The sequence below is a fragment of the uncultured Allobosea sp. genome (genome assembly GCF_945956895.1).
In the GTDB taxonomy this organism is placed as follows: domain Bacteria; phylum Pseudomonadota; class Alphaproteobacteria; order Rhizobiales; family Beijerinckiaceae; genus Allobosea.
Genome location: NZ_CAMFJF010000034.1, coordinates 25407 through 38812, shown reverse-complemented (window position 1 = coordinate 38812; position 13406 = coordinate 25407). Strand labels below are relative to the sequence as shown.

Genomic DNA, 13406 nt, shown 5'->3' with positions numbered 1-13406 from the left:
CACCAGCACAAATGCCGGCGCTTCACTGGATGGGTTTCTCACCGCCGCGCACAGCAAGGCGCGAATGAGCGTGCGGCCTTAGAAAGCCACGCGATCCGTCACGCGGTTTCCCATGTCAAAGGATCGGACGCGCTCTGGCGTTTCACCCAGGTATAGGGTGCCTGGGTTACGCCCCGGATCGTGGAGGTGAGGTTGTCGAGGACGAGGTCGCGGCGATCAGTCTTCACGACGAGGACGAGGTGGCCTTCGCCAGACGCCGTCGTGACCACGTTGATCAGGAGGGCGCTCGACGGAAAGCCGCGCTGCAGCAATTCGTAGCGCTTGGACACGACGTAGTCGTTGCAATTGCCGCTCGCCGGATTGATCCGCCAATCCGTGGACGCGCTCGATGGCCGGATGCGCAGGTTGACCTGCCGGTTCACTTCTTCGATGACGGCGAGATTCTCAGGCGACGCCTCTACCACCGCGCTGGGCTGGCCAGCCGGGCGGCACTGGCCGCCATTATGCATGCAGAAGCTGACGAATTCGAGCGGTGCGAGCGTCGCCTTGGCGGAGCCGGCTTGAATGCGCGTGGATACGGCGGAGATATCCGCGCGATTCGCCGTTGTGCAGCCTGCGATCGCAGCCGCAGCCGCGAGGGCCAACGAAAGACGAGCCAGAAGCCTCAGCATCTGCATGCCAGTACAGTTCCAACGAGCGCGCCACAATAGCGGCCACTCCTTAACGGTGGATGCGTTCTGATGGGCGGGCTGGAGCGGAAAGAAGCGAGCGAAGGCGGGGAGCGGTGAAGCGAAATGGCATGCGAGGCGTTCCATGCATCGGCGGAACCGGTCGCGAAGGCTTTTCGCATGATGTAGGCGTATCTGTGCTTCCTGGAGGGTGGGCATGAGGACGCCGCTATTCGTGTACCGGTTGCGCAAGCGGCTGCGGCGCGTGAATCTTGCCCTGGCGCTGGGAATGGCCGTCGTTACGGGAGCGGGCTTCGTGCTGCTCGGCGAAGATCGGCAGGGCTCGCCCGATGGTGCCGGCGCGCCGGTGCCACCTGTCGCAGCCGGGCCGCAGAGCGATGGTCCCGCACAGGCGAGCGCGAAATCCGCGGAAAGGATGGAAGCGGCCGTGGTCGAGGAGATGCGGCGGCAGCCGAATGCCGATCTGAGCAGCTTGCCGCCCTTCGAGCTGCCGCCGCCGCTGTTCTCGATCGACGGTACCGGCTTTCGGCGTGGCGAAGAGGTGATCCGTCTCGACCGTATCGCCGGGCCGCGGGCCGGAGAGGTCTGCCTTGACGGCACGCTGCGCTGGTCCTGTGGGTTGCAGGCCAGGGCCGCTCTTCACAATCTCACAGCAGGCCGCAGCCTGTTCTGCCAACCGCGCCGGGCCTTGGCCGGCGCAGCGACCGGCGCCGATTGCCGCCTCGAGGCGAAGGATGCCCTGCCTGCCGGGGATGTCGCACATCTGCTCGTCGGGCTGGGATGGGCGCAGCCGATGCAGGGGAACGAGGCGGAGTTCGCGGCCGATCTGGAGAGAGCGAAGGCGGCAGGGGCCGGCCTTTGGCGCGGCGGATGGCGCATCCTGTCGCCTTGACCAGCCTGCCTGCCCAGGGACCCCGACGGCGCCCCCTCCGCGGTGCGGCTCAGGCCGTCGGGCGGCTCCGGAGATACCAGAGCGCGAAGGCGCCGGAGACCGCGAGCTGGCCGGCGATCAGCAGGAAGGGCCGGTCGAAGCTGCCGGTCCGGTTCGCGATCACGGCGAAGACCAGCGGCCCGCAGATCGAGCCGACGAAGCCGAACAGGCTGGCGCCGGAGGTGACGTCGCCGATGAGCGCCGGCGGCGAGACCCGCGCCAGCTCCGCCATATGCACGCCGTTCCAGCCCATCGATGTCGCCCCGACGAGCGCCATGCAGAGATAGATCAGCCAGGGGCTCGTGCCGGCCATGACGATCAGGAGGGCGATGGTCGCGCCGGCGGCCAATGCCAGCAGGCAGAGCAGTTGCAGCCCGCTGCCCATCCGATCCGCCAACCAGCCGAAGAAGATGCGCGCGATCGTGCTCGCCACCAGCAGGGTTGCGACGAGCTGGCCGGCTTCGGCCAGCGTCTTGCCGTGGCGGGTCACCATATAGGTCGCGGTGAAGGCGGTGATGCAGGCCTGCGTGATCGAGAACGAGACGCCGAGCGCCGTCAGCACCGGCAGGGAGGCATGGGAATTCAGCACCCGGGCCGAGCGCGACAGCGACGAAGGCGACAGGAACATCCGCGCCCATGCTCGGTTCTGCCGGCCTTTCTCCGCGTCGAGGCTTCTGCGGAAGGGCTGCACGGCCAAGGCGCTGGTCAGGACGACCGCGATCACGGCCCAGATCGCGCCGGTGAAGCCGAAACCCGACACCAGCGGCGCCACGGCAAAGCCGGCGATAGCGCCGCCGAGCGGAACGCCGGCCTGCTTGATCGAGAAGACCAGCGTCCGATGATCGGCGGGCGCCGTGCGCATCAGGATCTGGCTGCCGGCCGGCGTGTTCGGGGCCAGCCCGAGCCCCAATAGCAGGGCGCCGGCAAGCCCGATGAACCCGAAGGGCTGCGAGAGCAGCAGGAGCCCCGCTGCGACGAAGGCGAGACCGATTTGCAGCGCCCGCACCGGGCCGTGGTGGTCGAGCATCGGATTGCCGCAGGCGAGGAACCAGCAGATGCCGGTCGAGACCACCGCCGAGACATAGCCGATGCTCTCGGGCGCAAGGCCCCAGCGCAGGGTGAGCAACGGGCCGAGAAGCGGGATGGCGGCGCCGGCGAAGGAACTCACGACCTGGACGAGGAGCGTGGCGCTGAGCGCGCTTCCCCACAAAGGCAGCTTCAAGGCGGTTCCCCCGATCCCGTCGCCGCGCGCCTGTCCCGCTTCTGGAATCGAGCGGGTGAGAGCGGAGGCGTCGGATCGTTCTCCGGCAAGGGCTGCGGACGGTCGAGATGGATTGATGGGCTGGCGGGCCTGCGCCAGGAGCATGCGGCCTTCAGGCGGCCGTCGGCTCGATCAGCACGAGCCTCTTGCCGGCCTGGACCGTGTCGCCTGGCTGGTTGGCGATGTCGGCGACCACGCCGCCGATGCCGGCCGAGAGCGAAGTGAACAGCTTCATCGATTCCAGCACGACGACGACCTGCCCGGCCTCCACGGTGTCGCCCGGCGCGACGCGGAGCTCGGCCACCACGCCCGGCATCGGGGCAAGCACCGCGCCCGAGCCGGCACCGCCTGCGCCGGCTGCCGCCGCTGGCCGCGCCTCGCTGCCGATCGCGATATCGAAGCTCTCGCCGTCGAGCGTCAGCCGGACGCGGCCGTCCGTCACGGCATGGCTGCCGCGCAGGAGCCGGTCCTCGAAAGTGAGCTCAAAACTCCCGGTGCTGATGCGCAAGGCCAGTTTGATCTCACCGTCAGCGTCGATGACGACGCGCCGGCCATTCGGCTGCAATCGGACTTCCAGCTTCGTCGCGCCGTCCTCCTCCTCGGCGATCAGGCGGCTCGTCGCCACGCCGCCGGCCGGCGCCAGCAAGCGGAAGCCTGCGAGATTGTTCCAGGCGTCGATATTCGGGCGCACCGCCTTCTGCTGTTCCAGCCAGAGCAGGGCGGCGACGGCGCGCGACAGCCGCTGTCGCGGCCGCCTCGCCGCCCAGCCATCGGGAAAGGCGTCCTCGATGAAGCGCGTCGTCGCCTTGCCCGCGGCGAAGAGCGGATGCTCGATCGCGTCGATCAGGAAGGGCAGGGTGGTCGCCGGGCCGAGAATGGCGAAATCGCGCAAGCCTGCCGCCAGCCGGGCGCAGGCCGTGGCGCGATCCGGCCCGGTCGCGATCGCCTTGGCGAGCAGCGAGTCATAGAACAGCGTGACCTCGGAACCTGTCCCGATACCACTGTCGACACGAATGGAAGCCGGCTCGGCATAGCCTTCGATCCGCCCCGTATCAGGCCGAAAACCCTGGTCCGCGCGCTCGGCGGTGATGCGGGCCTCGATTGCGTGGCCGTTCTCACGGATATCAGACTGCAAGGCCGGGAGCCGCTCGCCAGAGGCGATCCGGATCTGCCATTCGACGAGGTCGTAGCCGGTGATCGCCTCGGTGACGGGATGCTCGACCTGGAGCCGCGTGTTCATCTCCAGGAACCAGGGTTCGTCGAACCCGTCCTCCAGGATGAACTCGACGGTGCCGAGATTGTCGTAGCCGATGGCCTTGGCGAGCGCGACGCCGCGCTCCAGCAGCTTCGTCCGGAGCGCAGGCGCCAGATTGGGGGCGGGCGCTTCTTCCAGCACCTTCTGGTTGTTGCGCTGGACCGAGCAGTCGCGCTCGAACAGATGGACGACATTGCCATGCTTGTCGCCGGCGACCTGCACTTCGAGATGGCGCGGGCGCATCACCAGTTTCTCGATCAGCAGCGCGGGATCGCCGAAGGCGGCCTGCGCTTCGGCCCGCGCCAGCTCGAGCGCCGGCACCAGCTCCCCGGCCGAGAAGACGCGGCGCATGCCCTTGCCGCCGCCGCCGGCCGAGGCCTTGATCATCACGGGGTAGCCGATCCGCGCCGCCGCATCCACCAGCGCCGCGTTCGACTGATCTTCGCCGGCATAGCCCGGCACGCTCGGCACGCCGGCCTTCTCGGCGATCAGCTTGGAGCCGATCTTCGGCCCCATGGCGGTGATGCATTCGGCGGAGGGGCCGACGAAGATGCGCCCTGCCTGCCGGCAGAGCAGCGGCAGGTCCGGCTTCTCGGAGAGGAAGCCGTAGCCGGGATGGATCGCATCGGCGCCGCTGCGCGCGGCGGCCTCCATGATGGCTTCCGCCCGCAGATAGCTGTCGCGCGCGGCGGCGGGGCCGATGCGAACGGCTTCGTCGGCGAAGGCGACATGCCGCGCGTCGCGGTCGGCATCGGAGAAGACGGCGACAGTGCGGATGCCGAGGCGCCGGCAGGTCCGCATGATCCGAACGGCGATTTCGCCGCGATTGGCAATAAGCAGGGAGCCGATCATCGGGATTACATCCGGTAGACGGGGCGATGCCCGGGCAGGTCGGTCTCGCGGGCGGCGAGCGAGAGGCACAGGCCGATCACATCGCGGGTCTGGGCTGGCTCGATGATGCCGTCGTCCCAGAGCCGGGCCGTCGCGTAATAGGGCGTGCTCTGCTCCTCGAACTGACGGCGCGTCTCGCGGTCGAGCTTTTCGATCGCGCTCTCATCGGCATGGCCACGCGTCAGGCTGGACCGCCTGAGCTCGGTCACCACCGTCGCGGCGACATCCGGCGACATCGTCGCGATCCGCGCATTGGGCCAGGCGAAGAGGAAGCGCGGTTGGAAGCCCCGGCCGCACATGCCGTAATTGCCGGCGCCATAGGAGCCGCCGATGATCACGGTGTAGCGCGGCACGCGGGCGTTCGAGACGGCATAGACCAGCTTGGCGGAGTGCTTGGCGATGCCGCCGCGTTCGGCCTCGGTGCCGACCATGAAGCCGGTGATGTTCTGCAGGAACAGGAGCGGGATGCGGCGCTGGTCGCAAAGCTCGATGAAATGCGCGCCCTTCAGCGCGCTGTCGGAGAACAACACGCCGTTATTGGCGATGATGCCGACAGGTTGGCCGTGAATATGGGCGAAGCCGGTGACCAGCGTCGCGCCGTAATCCGGCTTGAAGGCATCGAAGACGCTGCCATCGACCATGCGGGCGATGACCTCGCGCACGTCGAAGGGCTGCTTCAGGTCGGTGCCGACGATCGCCTCGATCTCGGCGGGGTCATAGAGCGGCGCGATCACAGGGCGGGCGGAAACGTGCGGCGGCGCCGGCCAGTTGAGCGCGCCGACGATATCGCGGAGCTTGGCGATCGCCTCGAACTCGTCTTCGGCGAGATAGTCGCTGACGCCCGAGACCAGCGTGTGCATCTCGGCGCCGCCCAGCGTCTCGCCATCGACGATCTCGTTGATCGCGGCCTTCACGATCGGCGGCCCGCCGAGATGGATGCGGCCGGTGCCGCGCACCATCACGACCTCGTCGGACAGCGCCGGGATATAGGCTCCGCCCGCGGTGCAGCCCCCGAACACCGCCGAGATCTGCGGCAGGCCGGCGGCCGACATCCGGCATTGCTGCAGGAAGGTCCCGCCGAAATGGTCGCGGTCGGGGAAGACACGGTCCTGTTCCGGCAGGAAGGCGCCGCCGCAATCGACGAGATAGACGCAAGGCAAGCGGTTCTCGAAAGCGATCTCCTGCGCCCGCAGGTGCTTCTTGACCGTCTCGTGGAAGAAGGAGCCGCCTTTCACCGTCGCATCATTGGCGATGATCATGCAGGGCGTGCCCGCAACCATGCCGATGCCGGTGACGATGCCGGCGCCCGGCACCTCGTTGCCATAGAGCTCCCAGGCCGCGAGCGGAGAGAGTTCGAGGAAAGGCGACAGCGGGTCGACCAGCAGGTCGATGCGCTCGCGCACCGGGGTCTTCCCGCGTTCGCGATGGCGGGCCTGCAGCTTCGCGCCGCCGCCGGCGAGCACGCGCGCATGGCGCTCCCGCAAGGTCTGGATCAATGCCCCGTAGGCGGCCCGCTTCTGCTGCTGTTCGGCTCCCGTGCCGACCTTGCTTTCGATGACCGGCATGCGCGCTGAGCCTCCTCGGATGTCTCGCCGACTGACCCGTCAACAAGGCATGCCTTGTTACCTACCTGCCGGTAGGCAGTTGAGCAAGAGGAAACGATGGCGCCTTCGCGGAAGCTATGCGGTCAGATTGGGGATGGCCGGCCGTCGTCGTGCCGCATCACCCGTTGAGGATAGCCGCGCGGCAGCTTCGAGAGTTGTTCTGGCGTGGTCGACATTCGCCATGCTGACACGCGCGGGAGAAATGGATTGATATCAATCTAACCGGGAGCTGCCACGCTCCCCGGCCTCGCCGGAAGAGTGCCGAAGCCCATCAGCGAAGGAGACGACCATGAAGATCGTGACCAGCTTGAGTTTCCGGGGGGATTGCAAGGCGGCGTTCGAGTTCTACGCCAAGGTTCTCGGCGGCAAGATCACTGCGGCGATGCCCTATGGCGATGCGCCGCCCGGCATGCCGATCACCGACGAGAAGTACAAGAGCTGGCTGATGCATTGCTGGCTCGAGGTCGGCGACCAGGCCCTGATGGGCGCGGACATGGACACCCCCTGGGCCTCGAATATTGACAAGCCCAAGAACGGCTTCGACGTCACCCTGCATACCGGCGACAAGGCTGAGGGCCAGCGCTGGTTCGATCAGCTTTCCGCCGGCGGACGGGCCGTGATGCCGTTCGGCGAGACCTTCTGGTCGCCGGGCTTCGGCTCGCTCGTCGACAAGTTCGGCATTCCCTGGATGATCAACACCATCCCCGCGGCCGGCTGGAAGCCGTCGCAAGGCTGAGCCGTCTGGGTAATCCGGAGAGGCGCTTCACAGCGCCTCTCACGCCCGCCTATAAATATCCTCGATCCGAACGATATCGTCCTCGCCGAGATACGAACCGACCTGAACCTCGATCAGCTCCAGCGGGATCTTGCCGGGATTGGCCATGCGATGGACGCAGCCGATCGGCAGATAGATCGATTCCGTCTCATGCACGATGATGGTCTCGTCGTTGCGGGTGACTTCGGCGGTGCCGCGCACCACCACCCAATGCTCAGCGCGATGGTAATGCTTCTGCAGGGAGAGGATGCCGCCCGGCTTCACGGTGATGCGCTTGACCTGATAGCGCGTACCCAGGTCGACGGAGAGGTATTTCCCCCAGGGGCGCTGGATTTCTCGGTGCGCCCCGGCTTCCGACTCGCCATTGGCCGTGATCAGCGCCACCATCTGCTTGACCTTGTCGGACTGCTCGCGCGGCGTCACCAGAACGGCGTCGCGTGTCGAAATGACCGCGATGTCGTCGAGTCCGATCACGGCAACGAGCGCGTCCTCCGACCGAACGAGATTGTTCGCGCCGTTGAGCACATAGCCGCGCCCCTCGATGGCGTTGCCGTCCGCATCCTTCTCGGACAAGTCCCATACTGCGGACCAGCCGCCGACATCCGACCAGCCGAAATTGCCGGCGACGACGGCGGCCTTCTGCGTACGCTCCATCACCGCATAGTCGATCGAGATGGTCTTGGCCCGGCTGAAGGCAGTTGCCTCGAGCCGCAGGAAGTCGAGGTCGGGCTCGGCTTTGGCGACGGCCTCCGAAACCGGAGCCAGGACGCTTGGCTCGAAGGTTCCAAGTTCGGCCCGCATGGTGGCTGCGTCGAAGATGAAGTTGCCGGAATTCCAGAGATAGCCGTCGAGCAGATACTGCGCTGCGCGTGTGGCGTCCGGCTTCTCGACGAAGGCGGCGATCTGGCGGGCTCCGTCGCCGATATCGTCACCGGGGCGGATATAGCCATAGCCGGTGGCCGGAGACGTCGGGGGAATGCCGATCGTGACGATGCGACCCTGCTTGGCGACGATTCCGGCGTGGCGGCAGGTTTCGACGAAGAGGTTTCCGTCCTGGACGACATGATCGGCAGCGAAAACGCCGACAATCGCGTCGGGATCGCGCGCGAGCGCGAGTTCGGTCGCAGCTGCCACGGCGGCTGCAGAATCGCGTCGCATCGGCTCAAGCACGATCTGGGCGCTCACCCCACAGGTTTGAAGCTGCTCCTGAACCGTAAAACGATACTCGACATTGGTGATGACGATGGCAGGCGCAAAGACCTTGTCGTTCGAAAGGAGCTTCATGGCCCGCTGGAAGGTGGAAGCCCCACCGAACAGGGAAATGAATTGCTTCGGCATCGTGTCACGGGAGACCGGCCACAGACGGGTCCCGGCGCCGCCGCACATCACGATAGGTATAATCTTGAAAGGCATGGGCGATAGACCTGCGCGGCTCTCTATGGCGGGCTTTCAATAAAGCATGTTAGCCGATGATTCCATGAAGAAGGCGTGTGTTGAGCCAGCTTTTCAGGATCAGGCCTAACGATGCCGGAAGGGAAGTATCTCTGCGACGTCACGCGATATCGGCGATCGGGACGGAGCCGCCCGGGACATTCCTGATCATGCTCGGGCGGCTCAAATGAAAATCCCGGCATGGTGACCCATGCCGGGATCGTATCGCGGGTCGCGGTGCAATCGCCTCACGCCAGCAGGAAGGACTGCTCCAGGACTTCGCGGGAATCGAGGCCGAGCTGGACGTCGAACTGGCCGCTCTCGATCACCTCTTTCAGGTCCCCGTTGACGAATTTGAGCTGGTCGGGGCCGATCTCGAAGCGCACGACTCTGGCTTCGCCGGGCTTCAACACCACCTTCTGGAAGCCTTTCAGCTCCTTCACCGGTCGCGCGATCGAGGCGTAGGGGTCGGCGATATAGAGCTGCACGACATCGGCACCTTCGAAGCTGCCGGTATTGGTCAGCGTCGCCTCGGCGGTGAGCTTCTCGCCGCGCTTGATGCGGGCAGCCGAGAGCTTGAGGTCGGTCAGGGTGAACTTGCTGAAGCTCAGGCCGAAGCCGAACGGATAGAGCGCGCCCTGCTCCTCCTCGAAATATTGCGAGGTGTAGTTGCCGGGCTTGCCGGGCGTGAAGGGGCGCCCGATCCGCAGCGCGTTGTAATAGGTCGGGATCTGGCCGGCCGAGCGTGGGAAGCTGATCGGCAGCTTGGCCGAGGGGTTGTGATCGCCGAACAGGATGTCGGCGATGGCGTTGCCGCCCTCGGTGCCTGCATACCAGGTCTCCAGCAGCGCGTCGGCATTGTCCTTTTCCCAGCCGATGGCGAGCGGGCGGCCGTTCATCAGCACGACGACCAGCGGCTTGCCGGTCGCCTTGAGCGCCTGGAGCAGGCGACGCTGCGAGCCCGGCATCTCGATGCTGACGCGGCTCGATGATTCATGCGACATGCCGCGCACCTCGCCGACGACGGCGATCACGACATCGGCCTGGTTGGCCACAGTGACGGCTTCCTCGATCATCACGTCGATCGGGCGCGGGTCCTGGATGACCTCGGGTTTGTCCCAGTTCAGGAAGTTGAGGTAGTCGACGATCTTCTGGTCGTCGAGCACGTTGGAACCGCGTGCGACGATGAGCTTCGCCTTGTCGCCGATCGCCTTCTCGATTCCGGCCTTGACCGTGACGGCCTGCTCGGCCACGCCCTGCGCCGACCAGCTGCCGAGGATGTCGAGCCCGGAATCGGCCAGCGGCCCGACGAGCGCGATCGTGCCCTGCTTCTTCAGCGGCAGCGTCTGGTTGCGGTTCTCCAGCAGGACGATGGTCTCGCGGGCGACCTCGCGAGCCGGCTCGCGGTGCAGGCGGTCGTCGGCGCGCACGTCGGCCGGATCGTCCTGCGCCTTGCCCATGCGCAGGAACGGGTTGGCGAAGAGGCCCATGTCGTATTTCGCGCCGAGCACTTCCCGCACGCGGGCGTCGAGCTCGGCCATCTTGATCTCGCCGGAGGCGATCAGGCCGGGCACTTCGGCGAGATAGACCTGGTCGGCCATGCTGAGGTCGATGCCGGCCCGGATCGCGAGCTTGGCCGCCTCGCGGTTGTCGCGGGCCACGCCGTGCCGCGTCAGCTCCGTGATGGCGCCGTGGTCGCTGACCGTGACGCCGTTGAAGCCCCATTGCTTGCGCAGCAGGTCCTGCAGCAGCCAGGTATTGGAGGTGGCCGGCACGCCGTTGATCGAGTTGAGCGCGACCATGACGCCGCCGGCGCCGGCCTCGATCGCGGCGCGATAGGGCGGTAGATAGACCTGATGCATGCGCAGCAGGCTCATGTCGACCGTGTTGTAGTCGCGCCCGCCCTCGACCGCGCCATAGAGCGCGAAATGCTTGACCGCGGCCATGATGGTGTCGGGCTGGTCGGGCGAGGTGCCCTGGAAGCCGCGCACGCTCGCCCGCGCGCATTCGCTGACGAGGAACGGGTCCTCGCCGAAGCCCTCGGAGGTGCGGCCCCAGCGCGGATCGTGGCTGATGTCGACCATCGGCGCGAAGGTCATGTCGACGCCGTCATTGCAGGCCTCGATCGCCGAGACGCGGGCCATGCGCTCGACCACGGCCATATCGAAGCTCGATGCCAGGCCGAGCGGGATCGGGAAGGTGGTGCGGTGGCCGTGCACCACGTCATAGGCGAAGAAGAGAGGGATCTTCAGGCGGCTGCGCTTGACGGCGGCTTCCTGCATCGGCCGGTTGTCACGCCGGACGACGGTGTTGAACGAGCCGGCGATGCGCCCGGCGGCGATCTCCTCGACGATCTTGGCGAAGGGCATCTCCGGGCCGATGCTGATCAGGCGCAGCTGGCCGACTTTCTCGTCGACCGTCATCTGGGCGAGCAGCTTGTCGATGAAGGCCTTCTTCGTCGCGGCGGAATTGGCAGCGCTGGCCTGTGCCGGCTTGGCGGCGGCTGGAAGTGCGGCCATTCCGGCCACGAAGGCGGCGGAAGCCATGGCACTGAGCGCCTGCCGGCGGGAGAGGCCGGCATCGGCTTCTCCGTTCCGGGACACCGTCTCCAGTCCTTCGACGACCGGCGCAGCGTTCTTATGATCCATGCTGAGTTCGTTCACTTGAGAAGAGAGGGCGGCTGGATGGAAGGGCGGCGAAGGGTCGCGCGGGAGCGGTCCGGGGAGAACGCGCTCATTCCTTGACCCTTGTGGCGATGATGGGCATGTGTTCGGTGCGCCGCTGCCAATGTAGGACGAGCGCTCCGTCCCGCCGACGCCCACCTTTAAGGAGGTCGTGTGAACTTGTCGACCCGTTCTGCCGACGGGGCCCCGATCATGGCCCGGTCTTCCTCTTCAGTCCGACACCTGCTGACGCGGGCGCTGGCGCGGTGCGGAGCGGTTCGGGGCAGATCCGGCTTTGCGCGGCTGGGCCTGGCGCTCGGCTGGCTGGCCGTGGCGGGCCTTGCCGGGCCCTCGGCCTTTGCACAGCAGCGCCCGAAATTCGGGCTCGACGACGTGGTCGCGAAGGCGAAGGCGCTGGCGGATGCGCCCTATGTCGCGCCGGTCAGCAACCTGCCCGACGTCTTCAGCAAGATGCAGTTCGCCGACTACCAGAAGATGCAGCCGAAGCGCGATCGCTTCGCCTGGATGGAATACAAGACGCCGTTCAAGCTGGCCTTCTACCACCAGGGCATGCAGTTCAACACGCCGGTGCGGATCAGCGAGATCGTCGACGGCGCCGTCCACGAAATCCCCTACGATTCCGGGCGCTTCGATTTCGCTGATCTGCATTTCGACCGCGAGGCGACCAGCAGGCTCGGCTGGGCCGGCTTCCGGGTGGTCTATCCGATCAACCAGCCCGGCAAGCTCGACGAGGTCATGAGCGTGCTCGGCGCGAGCTATTTTCGCGTCATCGGCAAGGGGCAGATCTATGGTCTGTCCGGGCGTGGGTTGGCGATCGATACCGGTCTGCCGATCGCCGAGGAGTTTCCCGCCTTCCGCGAGTTCTGGCTGCGCCGCCCGAAGCCGAAGGACAAGCACCTGACCTTCTACGCGCTGCTGGATTCGGTGCGCGCGTCGGGCGCCTATGAATTCACGCTGACGCCGGGTTCCGACGCCGTGCTCAGCGTCAAGGCGCGCGTTTTCCTGCGCCAGGGCGCCTCGCCGACGACGCTCGGCATCGCGCCTTTGACCAGCATGTTCCTCTATGGGCCGCAGCAGCCGTCGCCGACGCCGAATTTCCGCCCGGCGATCCATGATTCCAACGGGCTAGCGGTCCGCGGCGGCAGTGGCGAATGGATCTGGCGTCCGCTGGTCAACCCGTCCATGGTCGCGATCAGCGATATCCCCGCCGAAAACCCCAAGGGCTTCGGCCTGCTCCAGCGCGGGCGCGACTTCTCGCGCTACGAGGACCTGAAGGATCGCTACGACCTGCGTCCCAGCGCCTGGATCGAGCCGACCAACGATTGGGGCAAGGGCAATGTTCGCCTCGTCGAGATCCCGACCGCCGACGAGACCAACGACAACATCGTCACGCTCTGGGTGCCCGAGAGCAGGCCCCCGTTCGGCGAGCCGATGCGCTTCGACTATCGCATGCACTGGACCATGGACGAGCCGGCCCTGATGAAGGGCGATGTCTCCCATGTCTGGCAGACCATGCGGGCGGCCGGCGAGATCTACCAGTCAAACCTGATCCGTGCCGGCGACGGCACGCTCGCCTTTCTGGTCGATTTCAAGGGGCCCTCGCTGCGCAAGCTGCCGAAGGATGCCCGCCCCACCGCCGTGGTCTCCGCCAACGACAATGTCGAGATCGTCGGCACCGAATTGCAGCCCAATCCGGCCATCCAGGGCTGGCGCCTGATCTACCGGGTCAAGGTGAAGAACCCGGCCGTCTCCTCCGATCTCGACGCGGTGCTGAAGCTGGGCGACCGCACGCTGACCGAGACCTGGAAATTCAGGCTGCCGCCGACGCAGGCTGCGACCGACAAGGAGACCTATCTCAACCGCTTCAAGGCGATGGAATAGCGAT

Annotated in this window: 9 protein-coding genes; 3 read left to right on the top strand and 6 right to left on the bottom strand. The window is 66.6% G+C overall.

Annotated elements, in window-relative coordinates:
* Nucleotides 1-98 precede the first annotated feature (98 nt).
* Complete coding sequence (locus Q0Q02_RS16700) at nucleotides 99-677, bottom strand: transglutaminase-like cysteine peptidase (RefSeq protein WP_293810943.1); 579 nt, start codon at nucleotides 675-677, stop codon at nucleotides 99-101.
* A gap of 208 nt (nucleotides 678-885) precedes the next feature.
* On the opposite strand from Q0Q02_RS16700, the gene Q0Q02_RS16695 reads away from it, so the two are divergent.
* Entirely contained in the window at nucleotides 886-1581 is a 696-nt protein-coding gene (locus Q0Q02_RS16695; RefSeq protein WP_293810941.1) for a hypothetical protein, read from the top strand.
* A 49-nt stretch (nucleotides 1582-1630) separates the two neighbouring features.
* Here the strand turns inward: Q0Q02_RS16695 and Q0Q02_RS16690 are convergent, their stop codons facing one another.
* From Q0Q02_RS16690 to Q0Q02_RS16680, 3 genes are all read right to left on the bottom strand, one after another.
* A complete protein-coding gene (locus Q0Q02_RS16690) occupies nucleotides 1631-2842 on the bottom strand; it encodes an MFS transporter (protein ID WP_293810939.1) in 1212 nt (403 codons plus the stop codon).
* A gap of 151 nt (nucleotides 2843-2993) precedes the next feature.
* On the bottom strand, nucleotides 2994-4988 hold the full coding sequence (locus Q0Q02_RS16685; protein WP_293810937.1) for a biotin carboxylase N-terminal domain-containing protein: 1995 nt from the start codon (nucleotides 4986-4988) through the stop codon (nucleotides 2994-2996).
* 5 nt (nucleotides 4989-4993) lie between these two features.
* The gene (locus Q0Q02_RS16680; protein WP_293810935.1) at nucleotides 4994-6592 is read right to left on the bottom strand and encodes an acyl-CoA carboxylase subunit beta; all 1599 of its coding nucleotides are present in this window, start codon (nucleotides 6590-6592) and stop codon (nucleotides 4994-4996) included.
* Nucleotides 6593-6920: 328 nt separating this feature from the next.
* Between Q0Q02_RS16680 and Q0Q02_RS16675 the strand changes: the two genes are divergently transcribed.
* Nucleotides 6921-7367, top strand: a complete 447-nt coding sequence (locus tag Q0Q02_RS16675) for a VOC family protein (protein ID WP_293810933.1) — start codon at nucleotides 6921-6923, stop codon at nucleotides 7365-7367.
* Nucleotides 7368-7406: 39 nt separating this feature from the next.
* On the opposite strand, the gene Q0Q02_RS16670 is transcribed toward Q0Q02_RS16675, so the two are convergent.
* Together Q0Q02_RS16670 and bglX are read right to left on the bottom strand one after the other, a co-directional pair.
* Complete coding sequence (locus Q0Q02_RS16670; protein WP_293810932.1) at nucleotides 7407-8819, bottom strand: mannose-1-phosphate guanylyltransferase/mannose-6-phosphate isomerase; 1413 nt, start codon at nucleotides 8817-8819, stop codon at nucleotides 7407-7409.
* Between the two features lie 266 nt (nucleotides 8820-9085).
* The gene (bglX, locus tag Q0Q02_RS16665; RefSeq protein WP_293810930.1) at nucleotides 9086-11485 is read right to left on the bottom strand and encodes a beta-glucosidase BglX; all 2400 of its coding nucleotides are present in this window, start codon (nucleotides 11483-11485) and stop codon (nucleotides 9086-9088) included.
* Between the two features lie 195 nt (nucleotides 11486-11680).
* Between bglX and Q0Q02_RS16660 the strand changes: the two genes are divergently transcribed.
* Complete coding sequence (locus tag Q0Q02_RS16660) at nucleotides 11681-13402, top strand: glucan biosynthesis protein G (protein ID WP_293810928.1); 1722 nt, start codon at nucleotides 11681-11683, stop codon at nucleotides 13400-13402.
* The last annotated feature ends 4 nt before the right edge of the window (nucleotides 13403-13406 follow it).

Excerpts from the sequence above, each read along its gene's own strand:
- Q0Q02_RS16700 (WP_293810943.1), bottom strand. The coding sequence starts at position 677 with ATGCAGATGCTGAGGCTTCTGGCTCGTCTTTCGTTGGCCCTCGCGGCT.
- Q0Q02_RS16695 (WP_293810941.1), top strand. The coding sequence starts at position 886 with ATGAGGACGCCGCTATTCGTGTACCGGTTGCGCAAGCGGCTGCGGCGC.
- Q0Q02_RS16680 (WP_293810935.1), bottom strand. The coding sequence starts at position 6,592 with ATGCCGGTCATCGAAAGCAAGGTCGGCACGGGAGCCGAACAGCAGCAG.
- Q0Q02_RS16675 (WP_293810933.1), top strand. The coding sequence starts at position 6,921 with ATGAAGATCGTGACCAGCTTGAGTTTCCGGGGGGATTGCAAGGCGGCG.
- Q0Q02_RS16670 (WP_293810932.1), bottom strand. The coding sequence starts at position 8,819 with ATGCCTTTCAAGATTATACCTATCGTGATGTGCGGCGGCGCCGGGACC.
- Q0Q02_RS16685 (WP_293810937.1), bottom strand. The coding sequence starts at position 4,988 with ATGATCGGCTCCCTGCTTATTGCCAATCGCGGCGAAATCGCCGTTCGG.
- bglX (WP_293810930.1), bottom strand. The coding sequence starts at position 11,485 with ATGGATCATAAGAACGCTGCGCCGGTCGTCGAAGGACTGGAGACGGTG.